Origin of the sequence: Colwellia echini, from assembly GCF_002843355.2 — a bacterium.
Classification (GTDB): Bacteria; Pseudomonadota; Gammaproteobacteria; order Enterobacterales; family Alteromonadaceae; genus Colwellia; species Colwellia echini.
Map to the genome: position 1 here is coordinate 23,393 of NZ_PJAI02000005.1, position 20,656 is coordinate 44,048.

Annotated in this window: 16 protein-coding genes and 3 tRNA genes; 7 read left to right on the forward strand and 12 right to left on the reverse strand. The window is 36.8% G+C overall.

Translation table 11 applies throughout. The annotated features are described in order from the left end of the window. Nucleotides 1-97: 97 nt before the first annotated feature. Entirely contained in the window at nt 98-370 is a 273-nt protein-coding gene (locus CWS31_RS06110) for a hypothetical protein (RefSeq protein WP_101344295.1), read from the reverse strand. A gap of 372 nt (nt 371-742) precedes the next feature. Here CWS31_RS06110 and CWS31_RS06115 point away from each other — a divergent pair, with 372 nt between their 5' ends. After that, on the forward strand, nt 743-2,335 hold the full coding sequence (locus CWS31_RS06115; protein WP_101344296.1) for an ABC-F family ATPase: 1,593 nt from the start codon (nt 743-745) through the stop codon (nt 2,333-2,335). An 84-nt stretch (nt 2,336-2,419) separates the two neighbouring features. Continuing rightward, entirely contained in the window at nt 2,420-3,262 is an 843-nt protein-coding gene (locus CWS31_RS06120) for a 23S rRNA (adenine(2030)-N(6))-methyltransferase RlmJ (protein WP_101344297.1), read from the forward strand. 87 nt (nt 3,263-3,349) lie between these two features. Here CWS31_RS06120 and CWS31_RS06125 read toward each other — a convergent pair whose 3' ends face one another. From CWS31_RS06125 to CWS31_RS06170, 10 genes are all read right to left on the reverse strand, one after another. After that, nucleotides 3,350-5,020, reverse strand: a complete 1,671-nt coding sequence (locus tag CWS31_RS06125) for an FMN-binding glutamate synthase family protein (protein WP_101344298.1) — start codon at nt 5,018-5,020, stop codon at nt 3,350-3,352. A 354-nt stretch (nt 5,021-5,374) separates the two neighbouring features. Next, nucleotides 5,375-6,121 carry a thrombospondin type 3 repeat:Cna B-type gene (locus tag CWS31_RS06130; protein ID WP_101344299.1) on the reverse strand — a complete coding sequence of 249 codons (747 nt, stop codon included), beginning with the start codon at nt 6,119-6,121 and terminating at the stop codon, nt 5,375-5,377. Between the two features lie 267 nt (nt 6,122-6,388). Continuing rightward, nucleotides 6,389-7,738, reverse strand: a complete 1,350-nt coding sequence (locus CWS31_RS06135; RefSeq protein WP_101344300.1) for a DEAD/DEAH box helicase — start codon at nt 7,736-7,738, stop codon at nt 6,389-6,391. A gap of 63 nt (nt 7,739-7,801) precedes the next feature. Further along, a complete protein-coding gene (gltX, locus tag CWS31_RS06140; protein ID WP_101344301.1) occupies nt 7,802-9,214 on the reverse strand; it encodes a glutamate--tRNA ligase in 1,413 nt (470 codons plus the stop codon). Between the two features lie 245 nt (nt 9,215-9,459). Next, nucleotides 9,460-9,535: transfer RNA gene (locus CWS31_RS06145), tRNA-Val, on the reverse strand. 59 nt (nt 9,536-9,594) lie between these two features. Further along, nucleotides 9,595-9,670 (reverse strand) — tRNA-Val (locus tag CWS31_RS06150). 59 nt (nt 9,671-9,729) lie between these two features. Next, nucleotides 9,730-9,805 (reverse strand) — tRNA-Val (locus CWS31_RS06155). A 183-nt stretch (nt 9,806-9,988) separates the two neighbouring features. Then, a complete protein-coding gene (locus tag CWS31_RS06160) occupies nt 9,989-11,320 on the reverse strand; it encodes a BamA/TamA family outer membrane protein (protein WP_101344302.1) in 1,332 nt (443 codons plus the stop codon). A gap of 36 nt (nt 11,321-11,356) precedes the next feature. Continuing rightward, nucleotides 11,357-12,049, reverse strand: a complete 693-nt coding sequence (locus CWS31_RS06165; RefSeq protein WP_101344303.1) for a DUF3313 family protein — start codon at nt 12,047-12,049, stop codon at nt 11,357-11,359. 122 nt (nt 12,050-12,171) lie between these two features. Beyond that, entirely contained in the window at nt 12,172-14,367 is a 2,196-nt protein-coding gene (locus CWS31_RS06170; RefSeq protein WP_101344304.1) for a carbohydrate-binding family V/XII, read from the reverse strand. Nucleotides 14,368-14,504: 137 nt separating this feature from the next. Between CWS31_RS06170 and CWS31_RS06175 the strand changes: the two genes are divergently transcribed. Both CWS31_RS06175 and CWS31_RS06180 read left to right on the forward strand, forming a co-directional pair. Further along, nucleotides 14,505-14,924, forward strand: coding sequence for a hypothetical protein (locus tag CWS31_RS06175; protein WP_101344305.1), 420 nt, complete (start codon nt 14,505-14,507; stop codon nt 14,922-14,924). 37 nt (nt 14,925-14,961) lie between these two features. Then, nucleotides 14,962-15,444 carry an RNA-binding S4 domain-containing protein gene (locus tag CWS31_RS06180; protein WP_101344306.1) on the forward strand — a complete coding sequence of 161 codons (483 nt, stop codon included), beginning with the start codon at nt 14,962-14,964 and terminating at the stop codon, nt 15,442-15,444. 128 nt (nt 15,445-15,572) lie between these two features. On the opposite strand, the gene CWS31_RS06185 is transcribed toward CWS31_RS06180, so the two are convergent. After that, nucleotides 15,573-16,055: a GNAT family N-acetyltransferase gene (locus tag CWS31_RS06185; protein WP_101344307.1), complete on the reverse strand. Its 483-nt coding sequence runs from the start codon at nt 16,053-16,055 to the stop codon at nt 15,573-15,575. A 289-nt stretch (nt 16,056-16,344) separates the two neighbouring features. Here CWS31_RS06185 and CWS31_RS06190 point away from each other — a divergent pair, with 289 nt between their 5' ends. The 3 genes from CWS31_RS06190 to yfbR all read left to right on the forward strand — a co-directional run bounded on the left by CWS31_RS06190 (nt 16,345) and on the right by yfbR (nt 20,284). After that, nucleotides 16,345-18,042, forward strand: a complete 1,698-nt coding sequence (locus CWS31_RS06190) for a proline--tRNA ligase (protein ID WP_101344308.1) — start codon at nt 16,345-16,347, stop codon at nt 18,040-18,042. A 184-nt stretch (nt 18,043-18,226) separates the two neighbouring features. Beyond that, nucleotides 18,227-19,456, forward strand: coding sequence for a pyridoxal phosphate-dependent aminotransferase (locus CWS31_RS06195; RefSeq protein WP_101344309.1), 1,230 nt, complete (start codon nt 18,227-18,229; stop codon nt 19,454-19,456). A 234-nt stretch (nt 19,457-19,690) separates the two neighbouring features. Then, on the forward strand, nt 19,691-20,284 hold the full coding sequence (gene yfbR, locus CWS31_RS06200) for a 5'-deoxynucleotidase (RefSeq protein WP_101344310.1): 594 nt from the start codon (nt 19,691-19,693) through the stop codon (nt 20,282-20,284). Nucleotides 20,285-20,656 lie beyond the last annotated feature (372 nt).

A 20,656-nucleotide genomic window follows, 5' to 3' on the forward strand; every position in this document is an offset into this window, starting at 1 on the left:
GATGATAATACGTCATTGATTTTTTATGCTCGAATTTTCACTTTAAAGTAAAGTATTTAATAGAGAGCTAATGTTCACATATTTAATGGGATTAATATTAATGGTAATTCCAACCAAGATATAGATCATCGGTTAATTTAGCAGCAGCGCCCTGCTCTTTAATGAGTCCAAAGCGATCCGTTGAAATAAAAATATCTATTGCAGTGTCATCGATAAAAGCACTTATCGTCGCATCAGTGTTACTACTTTTAGTTATATGATTTAACTGTACATTGTTTACCGATACTGCAAATTGATTTTGCATAACCGTAATCACTTGCTGTTTTTGTAATTCATTAGTATCTACATTATTAATGTTTATTGAGTTCATCTCTAACTCCAAATCTGTTGCGATAATTTATTTTGGGAATATCTCCTAAAGCATCCTCTAACACAATAATAGAAGGTTCCAAGGGAGAGTTTTAGCAAATTGCCAACCCATTAATTTTGCCGTTTTAGGCTGTAATTAAGTACCGTTAAAATGTTTTAAAATGTAGCCCAATAATTTTCGATCGTTTACATCCACCCTACCTCTTTTAAGGTGACTGCGGTATAATCGCGGGCATCAGTTTTAGACATAAAGAAATCAAGTTTTTTTAGTATGACTTACTCACGATATATACTCGCCTGAGCTTAAAAATCACTTTATACCTTTAACTTATATCTTTTAATATTCACTCTATTAACAACGACGGAATTTATCATGCTAGCAGCAAATAATATTACCCAGCAGTTTGGCGCCAAGCCATTATTTGAAAATATCTCCCAGAAATTTGGTGGCGGAAATCGCTACGGCTTAATAGGCGCGAATGGTTGTGGTAAATCTACCTTTATGAAAATTTTAGGTGGTGATTTAGAGCAAACGTCTGGCAATGTTAGCCTTGATACTGGTGAGCGTTTAGGTAAATTACGTCAAGATCAATTCGCGTTTGAGAAATTCAGTGTTATCGATACCGTTATCATGGGACATACTGAACTGTGGGCTGTTAAAGAAGAGCGCGATCGCATTTACGCTTTACCTGAAATGAGCGAAGCTGATGGTATGAAAGTAGGCGATTTAGAGTCTGAATATGCTGAAATGGACGGGTACTCAGCTGAAAGCCGCGCCGGTGAATTATTAATGGGCGTAGGTATTCCAGTTGAACAACATTACGGTTTAATGAGTGAAATAGCACCAGGCTTTAAATTACGTATCCTTCTTGCTCAAGCTCTGTTTTCAGATCCTGATATTTTATTACTCGATGAGCCAACCAACAACTTAGATATTCACACCATTCAATGGCTTGAAGAAACCTTAAATGAACGTGACTCAACTATGATCATCATCTCCCATGATAGACATTTCTTAAACAGTGTTTGCACTCACATGGCTGATTTAGATTACGGAGAGTTACGTGTTTATGCGGGTAATTACGATGAATACATGCTTGCGGCAACACAGGCTCGCGCACGTTTATTATCAGATAACGCTAAGAAAAAAGCACAAATCGGTGAGTTACAAGCTTTTGTTGCGCGTTTCTCTGCAAACGCTTCTAAAGCTAAGCAAGCAACTTCTCGTGCTAAGCAAATTGATAAAATTCAATTAGATGAAGTGAAAGCATCAAGCCGAAGCAATCCATTCATTCGTTTTGAGCAAGAAAAGAAATTATTTCGTAATGCTTTAATCCTTGATAATGTTAACAAAAGCTTTGGTGATGCGCATATTCTTAAAAATATATCAGCATTAATTGAAGTAGGTGAACGTATTGCTATTATCGGTGAAAACGGTATTGGTAAAACGACCCTACTACGTGCCTTAATGAATGAAGTTGGCTATGAGCCAAGCTCAGGCGAAATCACTTGGTCTGAGAATGTTAATATAGGTTATTACGCACAAGACCATGAATACGAATTTGCCACAGATATGAATTTATTTGAATGGATGAGCCAATGGCGTCAACCAACAGACGACGAGCAAGCGGTTCGTGGTTACTTAGGTCGATTACTTTTCTCTGCCGATGATATTAAAAAGAACGTAAGTGTTCTCTCTGGTGGTGAAAAAGGTCGTATGTTGTTTGGTAAATTAATGATGCAAAAACCAAATATTCTAGTACTCGATGAGCCAACTAACCACATGGATATGGAATCAATTGAATCGTTAAATATGGCGCTTGAAACGTTTGAAGGCACCTTGTTATTTGTCAGTCATGACCGTGAATTTGTATCCACTATTGCTACGCGTGTTATTGAATTAACCGCTGCGGGTTGTATTGATTTTGCAGGTACTTACGATGAGTATCTAGCAAGCAAAGCATAATAAACATACAACGGCTAGGCTGCTCATAAAGCTTAGCCGTTTTTATTTTACATTTAATAGCTCTCCCCTTGTTAAGGAATTACCTTGCTTAGTTATCGTCACGCTTTTCATGCTGGCAATTTTGCCGACGTACTCAAACACAGTGTTTTATCACTCGTTTTAGATTATATGACACGTAAAGAAAAAGGCTTTTGTTACATCGACAGTCACTCTGGTGCAGGGATGTACCAATTAGCGGATGAATACGCCCAAAAAACCGGTGAGTATAAAGACGGTATAGCCAAAATAATTAATGATGAAAATGCGCCTGAATCACTTGAACCATATTTATCATTAATTAATAGCCTTAATTTGAACAATACTGAACTTGATATTTATCCTGGCTCTCCAGGTATTGCAAAAGGTTTTGTTCGTCGTCAAGATTCAACACATTTATTTGAATTACACCCAACTGATATCACTCATCTTGAAGATTTTTGTTATCGTTGGAAAAAAGTATTTGTTAAGCAGTCTGATGGTTATCAAGGTGTTTTAGGTTTATTACCACCACCAAGCAGACGTGGTGTTGTGCTAATTGACCCACCATACGAGCTGAAAGAAGATTATCACAAAGCGGTTAATACGATTATTAAAGGTTACTCAAAATTTTCAACCGGGACTTACATCCTTTGGTACCCAGTGGTTAAACGCGAGTTAGTTGAGCAAATGCGTAATGCCTTTAGTAAAAGTGATGTTAAAAATGTCTTACAAGTAGAGTTTTGCTTAGAGGATGATACCGATGAGTATGGTATGACAGGTACGGGTTTATTTGTTGTAAATCCGCCTTGGCAATTAGCGGCACAACTTGAAGAAATATTACCTTACATGAAAGCTAAGTTAGGCGATGAAAAATCTAACTATACGCTTGAGCAACTTGTTGCTGAGTAATTTTTATAAGTAAAAATAATAAAGCTAGTTAACCTGAATTCAGGATAACTAGCTTATAAAGATAATTAGCTTATAAAAGAGTATAACTTATTGTCCTTGTTTTACTTGCTGATGATGAAATTCTGGTGATTTAAGAATAAATAAATCATCTACATAGAATGTATCTGCACTACTAGCATCCCACCAGTTTAACCACGTTTCATCAATATCAAACTTACTAATTAACGGGTCAACAAAAGCATTTTCAACAATAGGTGCGACTAGGCTACCCATCGACATTTGTGTACCATAAGGTGAGCGTCTTTTTACCATTTGTGGAACCAATTGATTTGGATCATCCAAGCCCATACTGCCCACTAATTCAAAGAAGCTAGCTAAAGTATTTCGATGAAAGTTCCTGACCCGCTCGCTTTTAACGTCAACGTCAATTGCTTTCGCTCGTGCAGGATCTTGCGTCGCAATCCCCGTTGGGCAAAGGTTGGTATTACAATGTTTAGTTTGAATACAACCAATCGCTAGCATCATAGTTCTTGCGGCATTAACAATATCCGCACCCATTGCTATTTTAGAAAGCAATTCAAAACTTGAAGCAGTTTTTCCTGACGCGATAATTTTAATTTTATCTCTAAGGCCGACACCAATAAGTGCACTATTTACTATACTTACCCCTTCTAAACAAAGTAATCCTAGTCGATTAGCAAACTCAACTGGTGCAGCTCCTGTCCCCCCCTCAGCGCCATCAACTGTAATAAAGTCAGGCGTAATACCAGTTTCTAACATGGCTTTACAAAGACTTAAAAACTCTGCAGGATTACCAATACATAATTTAAAGCCAACAGGCTTGCCGCCACTTAATTCTCTTAATTGCTCAATAAATGCAAGTAACTCTTTTGGCGTGGTGCATTCAGGGTTAACAGCTGGAGACACACAATCTACATCTTTTCGAATATGTCTGATCTGAGCAATTTCGTCAGTAATTTTAGCTTTAGGCAATACCCCGCCATGACCAGGTTTAGCACCTTGAGAAAGTTTAACTTCAATCATTTTTACTTGCGGTAAGTTAGCTGTTTTTTTGAAGCTTTCCGCGTCAAAACGTCCTAAATCATTACGACAACCAAAAAGTCCTGTACCTATTTGCCAAACCAGATCGCCACCGTGTTTGAGATGATAAGGACTTACGCCCCCTTCCCCAGTATTATGATAACAACCCGCTTTTTTAGCGCCTAAGTTAAAGGCTTCTATCGCATTACTACTTAATGAGCCAAAACTCATTGCTGAAATATTTAAGTAAGACGCAGAGTAAGGTTGTGTACAACTGTCGCCCCCAATAATAATGTGCTTAGCGCTATCTTTAACATGTTTTGGCGACAGCGAATGCCATAAACTTAAGTAGTTATCTTCCGATAAATCACGCTGCGTACCAAAGGCAATAGTATCGTTTTCATTTTTAGAGCGGCGATAAACTAACGTACGTTGCTCACGGTTAAAGGGTAACTCTTCGGTGTTATTAGCAATAAAATATTGTTGAATTTCAACCCGAAAAGATTCTAAAAAATAGCGGATATAAGCCACAACGGGATAAAGTCGATTTAAGCTATGGCGACTATAAAAAACATCATAAATACCAACAACACTGTAAATAAGCGTGGCTAACAATAAAATTATGCTAAAAGTACTTTGGCTATGCATATAGAAATAGCCGGCTGAAAAGTTACCCAAACTGACTATTAACCAGAGTGTTTTTTGCATGATAGTCATGAATTTTTCCTATGATATTTAAAGAATATTTTATTGAAACTATGTTTGACAAGTCAGCCAGACAAGCTAAGTTTGCTAATATATCATTGTTTTATTTATGAATACAAAAAACATATTTAAATCAGGGTGATAATCTAATTTTAATCGAGGTAACTTAGCAATAATTTAAGTCATACCACTGCAATTAATTAGTTGGATTGGTATAAACTAAACTTTGATGTACAAAAAAGGCCAGTAACATCAGTTACTGGCCTTTCAATGTAAATCACCTCGCTTGGCTTATGCTCTAAACATAAACTGAAGCAATAGCAATCGATTTAGTTCGCTTACTTTAGTTCAGCTATTTTAGTGTACTTATTTAACTTTACTATTTTTCTTGTTAAATGCTCTAAAGCCAATAAAACATAATATTGATAAGAATAATGACGAAGGTGCAGGTACTGAGGTGTAGTCAATATTGTCGATAGCGCCTGAGCCGCCAAAGTTAATGCGCATTGACATAACACCTGTTACATCTGCAAAAAACAATCTGTCCCAGGTATTATCACCACCAGTACTTGGCACATAATAAATGTCTTCAAATACAATATTAGTGAACGCATCATCAGAATAAAGTTCAATTGCAAACTTAGGGGCATTAGCTTCATTGTATTCAATATCAAAGAAATCAATGCTATTTAATGTAGTTTGCTCAGAAAATGAAAACTCAAAGTAACCAGAGCCTGAAGAACCACTTTTACCAGCATCATCGGGATCAGTACAAGTTATACCATTACATTCGCTAGCGGTTTCATGAATAACTAAAATATTACCTGGAGTGAATGCATTCTCTTTTTGTGAATCTGTGTTTTTATAAAATGGCGCGGCTAAATCTCTATCACCACCAGTAAAGTTATTGCTGTCAAAAACAGTAGCAACATTATTTGTATCAGGTGTGTTATAAGTATTTACACCACTTATGGTAACACCATGAGAAGTTACATATTCATTATCAATAATTGTCCCTGCAGTAAAGTTTTCAAAATCAATAATCGCGGCTTGTGTTGAACCAACGAATGACAAAAGACTAAACCCTAATACTGCTGCTTGTACTACTTTCATATATAAAACCTATACTAAATAAAAATTAATAAATAAAATTTCTGTAATCTTTGTTTCTGTAATCTTTATTTCGGTAATCTTGTTAAATTAATCATGCTGGCGAAGACCAGAGCAATTTTCACGCCAAAACCATAACCACCTGTTTCATAATGATAAACCTAGTTGCGCTTAATATTGTACATATGTATTGTAAAGTTTCCTGACACTTGCTTAGAACATACAAAAGCAGCCGCTTTTTTAGTATGCTATATATTACTTCATAAGCCTTTAATCTTGTTCTTTTTTAGTAGATTCTTCAATTTGATCAGCCGTTAAAGCTTTCTTCCGTTTAATAATTTTCATTGCGCCAGCATCTTCAATATCAAGAAACGTTTTCTTAATCACTTTTCTTGGTTTGTTATCGGCAACTGTTTTAACCTTACTCACATCCGTATTTACTTTAGCTGCTTTCGGTTTTTTAGGTTTCAAGCCTTTAAATTTAACTTTAATACCGTCCACTTTAGTAAAGCTTATAGTTTGTTGGAGAAAAGCTTCAACGTTTTTAAAACTTAACCAATCATTAGGGCCAACCAAGGATATAGCGTCGCCTTTAGTTCCTGCGCGTCCTGTACGACCTATACGATGAACAAACTCTTCTGTATGTTTTGGCATATCAAAGTTAATAACGTGAGATACATTCACTAAATCTAACCCGCGTGATGCTAAATCCGTAGTGACTAAAATTTTGTGCTGACCTTTAGCGAAACTATCCATGATCTGATTACGCTGAGCTTGGTTCAACTCACCACTTAAGGCTGCTGCATTAAGGTCTTGCTCAGTTAATATTTTAGCTAAACGCTCTGTGTCACTTCGAGTGGCGGTAAAAATAATAACTTGTTGTGATTTTTCAGTCGCTAAAAAGTGTTGTAACAACGCCTCTTTTTGAGTCAGGTTATCAGCAAGATAAAAACGTTTAGTAATATCTATATGCTCGGTATGACCTGCTTCAATAGCAATACGTTTAGGCTTTTTCAGTAACTCTTTGGCAAAGTCATTTACTTGTGCGTGATCTAAGGTCGCAGAAAAAAGTAACGTTTGGCGTTTACGATGATCTGCCGCTTGGTTAATTTGACTAAGCTCTTTACTAAAACCTAAATCAAGCATGCGATCAGCTTCATCTAAAATAAGTAACTCTAAGCCATTTAAGTAAAAGTGACCTTGTTTTAGATGATCAGCCAAACGACCTGGCGTAGCAACGATAAACTCTGGCTCTTTTTCTAAAACTTTTACTTGGTCATTAAAGTTTTCACCACCTAAAATTAATACCGCTTTATATTGGGTATTAGCAGTAAATAAACGTAATTGGGTAAACACTTGTTTAGCCAATTCACGGGTTGGCGTTAAAATTACCACCCGCGGATCACGTTTTGATAAGGCTCTATTTTTATTTAATCGCTGCAACGCTGGAATAATAAACGCTAACGTTTTACCCGAACCAGTTTTAGATGAAGCAATTAAATCATGCCCAGCCATAGCTGCAGGAATTGCCTGTTGCTGAATTAGTGTTGGTTCACTAAATCCCAGATGCTCTACGGTACTCATTAAGGCACTGTCTAAACCAAAATCACTAAATTGCACTAAGTATTCTCCTGCATTTATTTAAACTAATTAAACTAGTTAAAGTTAAAGTTAACAATATCATTAACTCGCTGCAATTCTTGCTTCTAGAACTGCTAACGCTTGATCAATTCGCTCAATTACTTTGTTTTGATCTAACAAGGCTAAAGTAATATCAAGTGATGGTGAATTACCGCCACCAGTTGCAGCAACGCGAAGTGGCATACCTACTTTCCCCATTCCTAATTCTAATTCTACCGCGGTATCATTAATAGCTGCATGAATAGACTCTGGTGACCAATCAGTTAATGCCGCTAACTTTTGTTTAACAAGCATCATTGGCTCTTTAACTACTGGGCGTAAATGCTTTTTAACTGCGCCCGCATCAAGCTCGGTAAAATCTTCATAAAAGTAACGCGAAATTTGCGCCATTTCTTTTAAGGTTTTAACACGATCAGCTTGAACTTTAACAATTTCACTCAACGCTGGCCCATGTTCAGTATTTATGCCTTGATCTGCCATATGCCATGCAAGGTGCTTAGCAACATATTCAGGGTCCATGGTTTTCATGTAATGCTGGTTTACCCAAATTAACTTGTCGGTATTAAATCCAGACGCTGCGCGGTTACAATCTTTTAAATCGAATAATTCAATCATCTCTTCACGAGAAAAAATTTCTTGATCACCATGAGACCAACCTAAACGGACTAGGTAGTTTAAAAGCGCTTCTGGCAAGTAACCATCATCACGATATTGCATAACACCAACCGCGCCATGACGTTTAGATAAACGTTTACCGTCATCACCTAAAATCATTGGAATATGTGCATATTCTGGAATATCAGCACCTAACGCGCTAAGAATATTAATTTGCTTAGGCGTATTACTGATGTGATCATCACCGCGCACAACGTGTGTTACTTTCATATCCCAGTCATCAACTACAACGGTTAAGTTATACGTTGGCGTACCGTCAGAGCGAGCAATAATTAAGTCATCTAGCTGATCGTTACTAATGGTAATATCACCTTTAACCATATCTTTGATAACAACATCGCCGCCAATTGGGTTTTTAAAGCGAATAACATACGGTTTATCACTTGGGTGATCGGTACGATCACGCCATAAACCATTGTATTTTTCAATACCACCAGCGGCTTTAGCTTCTTCGCGCATTACATCAACTTCTTCAGCTGTGCTGTAACAACGGTAAGCATTACCTGAAGCGAGTAACTGTTCAATAACTTCTTTATAACGATCAAAACGTTTAGTTTGAAAATATGGACCATGTGTCCATTTTAGATCTAACCAATTCATACCATCCATAATGGCATCAACTGATTCTTGTGTAGAGCGCTCTATATCAGTATCTTCGATACGAAGAATAAAGTCGCCGCCATTTTTTTGGGCGTATAACCAGCTATATAGGGCAGTACGAGCACCACCAACGTGTAAGTAACCTGTTGGGCTTGGAGCAAAACGTGTTGTTAAAGTCATAAAAGTCTCTATATGTATCACTAACAATGTTTATTTAACGATGTTAGGAGGATGAATCAGAAAAATGGTGGTTCATAAAATTGAGCGCATTTTACCATTGCGAGTAAGTTTATTCATCACTTTGATGTGACTTTACCCGAATTAAATCGCATATTTAATTTATTGAAATATTAATGCAAATAAATAACTAAAACGAGAGTATAAATGACGTGTATAAAATAATTTAATAGATGAGGTGTAGAAAATGGTGGACGATACTGGGCTTGAACCAGTGACCCCCGCCTTGTAAGGGCGGTGCTCTCCCAACTGAGCTAATCGTCCATTTTAGTTTTAATTCTTAATGGTAAAGAATTTACTTTTTATTCATGGCAAATAAAAAGTGGTGGACGATACTGGGCTTGAACCAGTGACCCCCGCCTTGTAAGGGCGGTGCTCTCCCAACTGAGCTAATCGTCCATTTTAGTTTTAATTCTTAATGGTAAAGAATTTACTTTTTATTCATGGCAAATAAAAAGTGGTGGACGATACTGGGCTTGAACCAGTGACCCCCGCCTTGTAAGGGCGGTGCTCTCCCAACTGAGCTAATCGTCCGTCTCTTCGGGGGCGTATTATAGGGAGTTAGTAAAAACTGTCAACACAAAACCTATAAATATCTTCATTTTTTTCAAAAAACTAACTGTTTGATTTATTTTTACTCATAACGCTGTATTAGTGTGCAAAACATAGCATAAAGATAAAACCTATTAAATGAGTTGACGTTGTAATCAAGGAATATTAAAAGGGGTGTCCAACCATCAACCAAGTACTTGAGCCTTCGTGGGCGGTCGTTGTAATATCAAGCCTGAGAACAACACCAGAGGTTAAAGCACGTAAGGAAACACCAACATCAGCTTTCCAATCAGACAGTAGTGTGCTGGTTTTCATTGTTGGTGATACCCTACCACCTTCCACATAAAATACTGTTTGGAACCAATCAAGATTTAGAAAGCGTAACCAATGTATATCAGCGATGGGGTTATAAGCTAATGTCATTCGGTATTCCGCAGTCGCATAAATTACCGCTTTATCATGGAATCGATTTTGTCTAAAGCCACGCATTCTATACATACCACCCAATGTAGCTCCTTCTAGAAAGGGGGCGTTATCTATATATTGACTCGCACCTTGTTCATTATAAATAACATCCCAACTTGGTGAATAACCAAGCCAACCATTAAGGGCTATTATGTTCTGTTTAGCAAATGAAGTTGCACCTAAGGAAAAGTATTTACTGACTTCCAATTCAATAAAGTCCCATTGTTGTCTTGCTTCTAACCACTCTGGATTATAGCTGTACCCTATATATTGCGAGCTACCTTGACTTGGGTTTGCGGGAAAATCGGTATTGTTATAGTAGTAACCAAGTTCAAAGCCGTGTACCGCACCAGAAACCTCTCCTTGATCATTTTCATAAAGTTGATAACGATTAAATTGACGGGCAATTAAGATACTCGTCCCTGATTTTAAAGGGTTCCAATCAGGCTGTTTTTTAGGATTAACTAATAGACCACCCTGTAAGTTATATGTTGCCATACTGTTTTGTTTTGCACTGCCCCATGGGAGTACATACTCTAGCGAAATATCCCACCAATTACTGGTGCCACTTGCTTGAATGAAATCATCAAAAGAAGAGTCGTTTGCACCTGGTTGGGTGCCAGTTACATATTGTCCTGGAAAAGCCGAATAGGCTCGTAGTAAAGGAAAGTCGCCCATCACTCCAATAGCACTAAAAAAAAAGCGCTGGCTATCTAACACGCGATAATTGAGTAGCATAAGACCTAGCCCTTTAGAGTCGCCACCATAAGCAGTTCCGGCTAGTGTCATTTGTTTTTGGTGTATTCCTGTAGCCATAGCGCCAACACCAGCCACAATACCCAAATCATCAGTACTAAAAACATAAGGTAGTACTAACGTTTCATGCGTTTTAGTATTTTCTTCACGCTCTACAGAATACTTTACAGTAGCTGGAGGTTTGGCATGAATAGGGGCTGATAAAATCAGCCCCTGTGCAAGTACTATAAATATCAAGGAAACCTTTCTTATATATTGCTTATAAAAGGTTTGCATTTAGTACTTCCTATTTTAACTAAATAATACGGTTTGTTATTTAGTTGCTTTCTTACCTGCGTCTTCAAACTTAGCTACTAACGCTTTTGCCCATTTTGTGAACATATTCGTTGCGCTAGCTTTATTCGTTACGCCTGAAGACCAGTATTGTTGGGTCATATCTGACGCTGCAGCAGAGGTAACAACACGAGCTAAAATTTCGCCACTAACACCATCAAAGGCTTCTAAATATAGTGTAGCGCCGCCAGTTTCTTGGGTTACTGTTCTTGAGTTACCGCCGTTATTATCAGCAGATGTTACATCTAAATTTACAATTGCAGGCTTTAAAATAATTGTATTAGAAGTTACTTCTGTAACTATTTTTATATCTTTGTCTGTCAGAAACTCTTTGTTAAACACTTCATCTAAAATATTAGCTGTTTCAGTTTTCATGCGCATAACATCTGCATCAGTAACACGTGTGCCTGGTGAACTTTGGCTACGGTTATATACTTTTTGCCAGTCTTTTTTAAACGCTACAGTGCTTGGTAAAATAAGTACTTTTGTATATTCTGATAAATCAAGGCCTGCTTTTTCATAAGCAACGGTAGATGTAGTTGATTTAACTAATGCTAAGCCGTCAGACATTTCTGGCGGGTTTGATGGGTTAGGAGCCGTTGAGTTACAGCCAACAATCATCGCAGTTGCTAAGGCAATAACACTAAGTTTCATTGTTTGTTTGTTGTTCATTCTTTTTTCCTTTCTCATTGCTTTTTTTATAATAAACTAGGCAAAATCATGCTGCCTAGTTTTGCTTTTTTTGATAGATTATATTTCTATCTACGTACCTATTATCCATGATCTATTATCGTTTATCTACCTCGTCGTACACTTCCCATTCCTTGATGTCCGCCGCGTGACATATTACCCATTTGACGACCACGTAAATCTCGATTCATGCTGTTAATATCAAATCCACTATTGTTTCTTTGATTATTTAACTGCTGTTTGCGAATCGAGCTTTGACCATAGCCTTTACCTGAATTAATCTTTTCTTGTTTAGGTATTGTATTCCAACTTTTATTATCACGGCTTTGCCATTGCCCATTTTCATGACGTACTACTGCACCTTTTTTATCGGCATAAACATTATTAGCGCGGTTTGGAGATAATTTACCTTGGGTTAATTTTTTATTCGGTAACTGTGTTGCCGCATTACGCGCTTTATTAACACCTTGATTATATAAATTATTTACACGATTTCCATGACCTGCATTATTAAAGTTTTTATTAGGAAATTGTCTGGCAATATTATTTTGTGCATGATTTCTGTTGGCAATACTTATTGAGTTACCAATATTAACATTACCATTAACATTAATATTTACGCCACCATGGTAACCACCGCCATGATATGGTCCACAACAAGGTCTTGGATGATTATGGTAACCACCACCCCAAACAACACCTACCCTAAAGAATGGACTTCCCCAACTTACGCCAACATTCCAACCTGTCCATGGATTGTAACCAACATGTAAACCCCAAGTCGGTGGTCTAGGGTAATACCAACCACCTGCATAATATGGCGGGTAATACCAACCAGTACCGTAAATAGGTACACCATAATAAGGGTAAGACCACTGATAACCAGGTGTATAGCCAACATAGACAACATCAGGAGTAGAATCATAAATAGTGACATAGGTTGTGTTGTACATAGGTGAACTAGGCGGTATTTGAGCTATTTCTTCTTTTGGTATGTTATCTGCTACTTGCCACTGACCTTTAGGGCTTGGCGCAACAAACCAAACACCATTATCAACAGCATAATACTTACCTGCTATTTTCAATACTTGAGCTGAGGTGTTTATAGCGTATTCAACTTGAGTTCCTTCAATGGCTTTAAAGTTAGGCTCGCCGTCATATTCCACAGTCAGTTTTGCTTCATTACGTTTAATGGCTGCCGTTTGAGGTATTTGAGCATCAAGTATTGCTTGCTCTGCTTCATCAGTACCTGCAATTGATGTTCTTAATCCGCCAATAGCTGAATCAGGTGGTATATCTTTAAAGCTTGCAGGTAATTTATCGCCTCGAACAAACACCCAAGGTGCTTTATCATTTTTACGGCTAAACCATCGACCTGACAATAATAGGTAGACTTTGCCACTAGAAAGCTCTCTTAACCAAGGTGTTTCAGTATTTTCTACATATAATAACTTACCGCCAACCAAACTTGTCCAGTTAGGTTGGCCATCAGAAACAACCAATTCTGTTGGTTTAGTCGCAGTAATTATATTAGGAAGACTTACGGTTTCTTGTGAATCACTTTCTGTTGTATCTTTAGGTATTAACGCAACAAGATCTGCCGGTGGATTTGCTAAGAAACTCCATGGACCTTCAGCATTAACAGCCTGATACCACAGTCGGCCGCTCGTTAAATAAAATTGATTGGAATTTTTTTCTTTTACTACGGCAAGTGGTGTGTTTAATGCGCGTTGGTAATTACTGTTCTCAATATCTCTAAAGATTGGCGTGCCATCAAAAGTTAATAATACTGACAGCTTTTGTTCGAATAAAATAATTGGTGGATCGTTTTTAATATCTTTCAAGCTATCTTGTACTTTACGCTCGCCAATTAAACTCGCCGTCAATTTAGAAAGCGAACTATTAAAAGATGAATGTTCTAACTCAGCTTCTACAAACTCAGTGAATTCTTTCTCCCCTGCTTCTTTCGAATCAGGCCAGCCAACTTTTGTGACTTGTAATTCGCTAAACGTTACAGAGTCTGTACTTCTATCAGTTTCAATTTTCGTTGAAAACCAAAACACACCAAAAATAGGCTCTTCATTTTCTTTCAGCTCTAATGACATAGCTGCGCGACCAGTAAGAATATTACCCACCAATTCTTCGGGTTGTGGTTGATACACAACGATAGTACCGTGATCACTAGTTAACTGTTGAGGCCAACTAACAGCATAACCTGCGACAGAAAAAAACAGCAAATAACAAGCTAACAAGCTTGTTTTTAACCATTTTGCGGGTTGAACGTTCAAGCTAAGTTTCATTTTACTATCCTGTATTCTTGCTTTGTATTAATGTATAAAAATATCGAGTATGTTAATATCGCCTGAAAATAGGCTGCTGTAAATACAAAACCACGAAAACTACACAGCTAACTACTTAATATACACTAGGATTATTAATGAAAGCTCCTTTATATAATGACATTCTTGCTATTTGCCAAGAAATTGCAAATGCCTCTGCGGCTGATAACGATGAGCTAAGACTAAGCCATTGTAAAAAATTACAAGTATTGTGTGCAACAAGCCAAAACACGCCAAAAGACCATCCTTTACAGTGGGAAGCTTTAGCTGACTTTACTGAAGATGGTGAGCAAGCAATGGATATCTATGAGATAGCTTTAGCAACAGCTGAGAAATTAGCGCTTCCAACCTATACTGCCTCCGCTTATTTAGCTATGGCATTACGTCAAGTTGAGTTTGAAGAGCCAGACCAAGCATTAATTTTTGCCAACAAAGCCAATGACGCTGCACAATCGATTGAAAGTGAAGAATTAAAAGCTGAAATAACAGAGCTTTTAACGCAATTATCACAAGCGTAAAGCATTCAAACGTAAGTAATTTTATACCGAGAAGAATATGTCTGAGAGTTATCTAGTTGTTGAATTAAATCGCCAGCCCGTTGAATTATGTAAGCTATTAAAAATTGCTAACTTAGTAAGTGGCGGCGGTGAAGCCAAAATAGTGATCAGCGAAGGTTATGTGTTACTCAATGGTGAGGTGGAGTATCAAAAGCGTAAAAAGGTTTATCATGAAGATGTGATCGAATTTAACGGCGAGATAGTTCAGTTAGTAATTAATGAAACTCTTGAAGAGTATCAAACACAACCCAATGAAGAGTTAATAAACTCTTCTTATACCTACACTGAAGATACTGACGTTGAAGAATATATCGAACAAAACCCTGTCTTGGCTAAGCAAAAGTTGAGTAAAGAAAAGGCGGCAAAAGCTAAAACAGTTAACAACAAGAATACAAAAAAAACGTCTGATTCTGATAATAAAACACAAGAATCTAAAAACCAACCAATACAACCTAGAAAAAGAAGACCTATTTCTTTTTAGTATTCCTATATGTAACAACAGCCTGCAACAAATATAGTTGACTCCATAATATCTATATCAGGCTCATTGATAACAAATTAACAAGTGTGCGAGCATAGTTTATGCTGATATATGATGTAAACTATGCTCTACAGGTGCTTTTCCCAAAACAACGCTTGCCCTGTTTTTTTATCTAATTCATATCCTGAAAAACCTAACTTTGTATAGGCGTTTTGGGCAATGATATTACCCGATAAAACCTCAAGTGTTAATTTAGCATAACCACGCTCACGTGATATTTTTTCTGCTTCCATGAATAATTGTTGGCTAATACCTAATCCTCGATACTCTTTTAAAACACCACAGTCATGAATATTGAGTAACGCTTTACACTTAAAAGTAGAAAACCCCTCTACACCATTTAAAATCCCCGCAGGCTTGTCATTTACATAACAAAGCAAAGTTAAAAAGTCTGTGCGTTTTGCTAAAGTAGTTACCAAATCTGTTTTAACATCATCGCTAAGTGCAACACCACCGCCCATAGGATCAAGTGCATAAGCATTAAGTAGCATCACTAAATCTTGAGCATGTTGCTCGTCTTGATAATTGGCTTGAATAACTTTTATTTCCATTTTAAATCCTGATTGAATCTCATCAAATTTTGCAGAGTTATGTTTTGTTGAGTTGAATTAAGTTATCACAATACTCTATATTTTAGCTTATATTAGTTAACCTAATTTAATCGCTTTCAAATATATAAAATCCGTTAAAAACGTCATATTCTCTGACTTTATTGCACGACTACACAGTTTTTCCATAAACTAAGTAATAAATATTACATATATTACTTTTTACTGCGCTAACCCCCTGATAGAATGTCGCCAATTATACGACCCCAAATTTTTTATGGAATACTAAACCATGCGTACCAGTCAATATTTACTGTCTACTCTAAAAGAAACCCCAGCCAATGCAGAGGTGATCAGTCATCAATTGATGCTACGAGCAGGTCTTGTCCGTAACCTTGCATCAGGTTTATATACTTGGTTACCAACAGGCTTACGCGTGTTGAAGAAAGTTGAAAATATTGTGCGTGAAGAAATGCAGCGCGCAGGCAGTAATGAAGTGTTAATGCCTATGGTTCAACCTGCCGATTTATGGGAAGAGTCTGGCAGACTTGCCGATTATGGTCCTGAATTATTACGTATTACCGATCGCCATAAGCGTCCTTTCGTTTTAGGCCCTACGCATGAAGAAGTTATCACTAAATTAGTGGCTAACGAATTAAATAGTTATAAACAATTACCACTTAATTTATTTCAAATACAAACTAAGTTTCGTGATGAAATTCGTCCGCGTTTTGGTGTAATGCGCGGTCGTGAATTTTTAATGAAAGATGCTTATTCTTTTCATTTAGATGATGAATGTTTAGGAACTACATACCAAAAAATGTTTGATGCTTATTGTCGTATCTTCGAACGTCTTGAATTGAACTTCCGCCCAGTTATCGCAGACACAGGTTCAATCGGTGGTGAAAAGTCACATGAGTTCCATGTGCTTGCTGATTCTGGTGAAGATGATATTGCTTTTAGTGATGCTAGCGATTTTGCCGCCAACATTGAAAAAGCAGAAGCATTAGCACCAGCAGGCGAACGCCCAGCTCCTAGTCAAGAAATTGAAAAAGTAGAATTAAAGTTAGAGCGTTTAATTAAAACCTCAAACTTAGATCTAAAAACTTCAGTTAAAACATTACTCGTTCTTGGCGAGGTTGCTGACGGTGCTCCTGCAAGGTTTGTGGCACTCGTACTGCGTGGCGATCATCAATTAAATGAAATAAAAGCAGAAAAAATTTCTGGAATTGCTTCGCCATTAACTTTTGCAACCGATGAACAAATCGCCGAAGTGGCTAATTGCCACATCAGCTCATTAGGCCCTAAAGGCTTGACTGTTGAAGTAGTGGTTGATCACAGCGCCGCTCACTTAAGTGATTTTGTTTGTGGTGCTAACGAAAATGGTCAGTCTTTTACTGGTGTTAACTGGGATCGAGATTGTGGCGAAATAACCATTGCCGATATACGCAATGTTGTTACTGGTGACCCAAGCCCTTGTGGCCAAGGTAATATAGAAATAAAACGTGGTATTGAAGTAGGTCATATTTTCCAACTAGGTCGTAAATATGCACAAGCAATGAATTGCGCTGTACTCAATGAAGGTGGTAAAAACGAAACGCTAACCATGGGGTGCTACGGTATTGGTGTTTCACGTATTGTTGCTGCAGCCATTGAGCAAAATCACGATGAAAATGGCATAAAATGGCCAAAAGCTATCGCACCATTTCAAGTAGCAATTGTACCAATGAACATGGCAAAATCAGCGCGTGTGAAAGAAACTGCTGACCGTTTATACGATTCATTATTACAAGCCGGTATTGAAGTATTGTTTGATGACAGAAAAGAGCGTCCTGGAGTAATGTTTGCCGATCATGAATTAATGGGAACACCATTATTATTAATCATAGGTGAACGTAATTTAGATGCGCAACAAGTTGAGCTTAAAAACCGTATCACTGGTGAGAAATCACTAATTGCTATAGATGAAGTATTATCTCTATTTAACTAGTCTTTTAGGCACAATTAAAAACAATAAAGCAAGACTTCACACTAACTAAATAAGGGACTTCGGTCCCTTTTTTGTTATCTAGAAATAATTATAAAAAAAATAAAAATAACACTTTCAAAACAGCGCATTATTGGCAACAATACCAAACTTATATTTTTCCTTTAACTTAAGAAGTTACCAAATCATGAAAGCTATTACTAAGTCATCTAAATTAAACAATGTTTGTTACGAAATTAGAGGACAAATAGCGGCCGAGGCCAAGCGCCTTGAAGATGAAGGCCATAAAATACTTAAATTAAATATTGGTAACCCTGCTCCTTTTGGTTTTGAAGCACCCGATGATATTTTAAAAGATGTCATTTATAACCTACCTCGCTCACAAGGTTATAGCGACTCTAAAGGTATCTATTCTGCTCGTGTTGCCGTAATGCAGTATTTTCAGCAACAAGGTATTAAAAATGTCCGCGTTGATGATATTTATATTGGTAACGGCGTTAGCGAATTAATTGTAATGGCCATGCAAGGGTTACTTGATAACGGCGATGAAGTGTTAATTCCTGCTCCAGATTACCCATTATGGACGGCAGCAGTTTCACTAGCAGGTGGTACGCCGGTACATTATGTTTGTGACGATGAAAATTTTTGGTATCCAAGCCTTGAAGATATGGAAGCTAAAATAACAGATAAAACTAAAGCGATTGTATTAATTAACCCAAATAACCCAACGGGTGCTGTTTATCCTGAACACATTTTACAAGGTATTATCGCCCTTGCACGTAAACATGAACTGATTATTTACAGCGATGAAATTTACGATAAAATTTTATATGATGAAGCTAAACATATTCCAACAGCCAGTTTAGCAAAAGATGTATTAATTATTACCATGGGCGGTTTGTCTAAAAACTACCGTATTGCGGGTTTTAGAGCAGGATGGATGGTAATTACAGGGCCTAAAATTCATGCTGAAGATTATTTAGAGGGCTTAACCATGCTCTCTTCAATGCGTCTTTGTGCCAATGTACCTTCACAACATGCTATTCAAACCGCATTAGGTGGTTATCAAAGTATCAATGAATTGATTCAAGGTGATGGTCGTTTAATTAAGCAACGTAATATTGCAGCTAAAATGATTAACGAAATTGATGGTTTATCATGTCACCCTGCAATGGGTGCTTTATATCTTTTTGTTAAAGTAGATAATGAAAAATTTGGCATTTATAACGATGAAAAAATGATTTTAGACTTGTTAAAACAAGAGAAAATATTATTAGTTCACGGTAGTGCGTTTAATATCAAAGAGAAAAACTATTTCCGTTTAGTGTTTTTACCTCATGTTGACGAATTAGTACCTGCACTTGAAAAAATTAAGCATTTCTTTGCCAGTTATAAACAAGTTAAAGTGGATAAATAACCTACTGCATAATGTTTAAAGCGGTATTACTTAACGCTACTTAACGCGGCATTATTAATACCTTTTTAGAAATATTCTTTTAGAGCACTTTAAAATTAGCGAAACTAATTACATTAATGTAAGTCATTAATGTAATTAGTTAATACGCCTCTCTCAAATACAAACAACCTCATTTAGTGCTAGTATACACTTTGCTTTTTAACTCAACGTTAACCAACATAAACAGGATAAAATATGCAAAGTTCATTTCTCGCCTGGATGTTTCGTATGCCATTGATCAAACGTTGGTCACTGATGTTTTGTGTAAAACCTGAAAACATCGCCGAGCATTCTCATCAAGTAGCCATTGTGGCGCATTTATTAGCGGTTATTAAAAACAAAAAATTTAATGGTAGTGTTAATGCCGATAAAATCTCGACCATCGCCATGTACCATGAAGCCAGTGAAACACGTTATGGCGATATCGTAAATCCAACTAAGTATGCTAATAAAGAAATTGCTCGTGAGTTTAAAAAGATTGAATTACTTGCTGAGAAAGAATGTTTAGCGTCACTTCCTGAAGAGCTACAAGAATTGTTTAGTGATATTATCGTGCAAGATAATGTTTCAGATGAATATAAAGCAATTGTTAAAGCCGCTGATATTATCGTCGCTTATATCAAAGCTCTTGATGAAATAAATCATAAAAACCCAGAGTTTGATCATGTTGAACAGCGTTTAGCTGTTAAAATAAGTCAACTTAAACAAACTATGCCAGAGGTTGAGTACTTCATTGATACCTTTATGGATGCTTGTTTAGCTACAGTTGATAAACTGTCTAAAGCATAATATTTAATCTGATCTCAGGTTATTTACTTATTTCTTGTTAGTTAACCTGAATTAGGGATAAGCAAAATGCTACAACAGCTCTAATTATGCGTAGTCACTTATATTAGCTGCGTTGTGAAAACTCCCAATAACCAGTTATTGGTTTGTTTTCTCGCCTTGAAGGACAATAATTAAAACTATTGTAGAAGTGTAATGATAACCAATTGATATTATTAGGCTATACATATTTATTATCCCGAGTTCAGGTTATACCATTTTGATTAAATTTGTGATCTAATTGATTTTATTTTTCATGCATCAATAACAGTAGTTATGTTCACACTTAAATCCATTGATTTTAAATCCCTTATAGCCAAAGAGACTAATGGGCGA

Bases quoted from the DNA above. Each gene is read 5' to 3' on its own strand.
- CWS31_RS06110 (WP_101344295.1), bottom strand. From the start codon at position 370: ATGAACTCAATAAACATTAATAATGTAGATACTAATGAATTACAAAAA.
- CWS31_RS06115 (WP_101344296.1), top strand. From the start codon at position 743: ATGCTAGCAGCAAATAATATTACCCAGCAGTTTGGCGCCAAGCCATTA.
- CWS31_RS06125 (WP_101344298.1), bottom strand. From the start codon at position 5,020: ATGACTATCATGCAAAAAACACTCTGGTTAATAGTCAGTTTGGGTAAC.
- CWS31_RS06130 (WP_101344299.1), bottom strand. From the start codon at position 6,121: ATGAAAGTAGTACAAGCAGCAGTATTAGGGTTTAGTCTTTTGTCATTC.
- gltX (WP_101344301.1), bottom strand. From the start codon at position 9,214: ATGACTTTAACAACACGTTTTGCTCCAAGCCCAACAGGTTACTTACAC.
- CWS31_RS06160 (WP_101344302.1), bottom strand. From the start codon at position 11,320: ATGCAAACCTTTTATAAGCAATATATAAGAAAGGTTTCCTTGATATTT.
- CWS31_RS06165 (WP_101344303.1), bottom strand. From the start codon at position 12,049: ATGAACAACAAACAAACAATGAAACTTAGTGTTATTGCCTTAGCAACT.
- CWS31_RS06170 (WP_101344304.1), bottom strand. From the start codon at position 14,367: ATGAAACTTAGCTTGAACGTTCAACCCGCAAAATGGTTAAAAACAAGC.
- CWS31_RS06175 (WP_101344305.1), top strand. From the start codon at position 14,505: ATGAAAGCTCCTTTATATAATGACATTCTTGCTATTTGCCAAGAAATT.
- CWS31_RS06180 (WP_101344306.1), top strand. From the start codon at position 14,962: ATGTCTGAGAGTTATCTAGTTGTTGAATTAAATCGCCAGCCCGTTGAA.
- CWS31_RS06185 (WP_101344307.1), bottom strand. From the start codon at position 16,055: ATGGAAATAAAAGTTATTCAAGCCAATTATCAAGACGAGCAACATGCT.
- CWS31_RS06190 (WP_101344308.1), top strand. From the start codon at position 16,345: ATGCGTACCAGTCAATATTTACTGTCTACTCTAAAAGAAACCCCAGCC.
- CWS31_RS06195 (WP_101344309.1), top strand. From the start codon at position 18,227: ATGAAAGCTATTACTAAGTCATCTAAATTAAACAATGTTTGTTACGAA.
- yfbR (WP_101344310.1), top strand. From the start codon at position 19,691: ATGCAAAGTTCATTTCTCGCCTGGATGTTTCGTATGCCATTGATCAAA.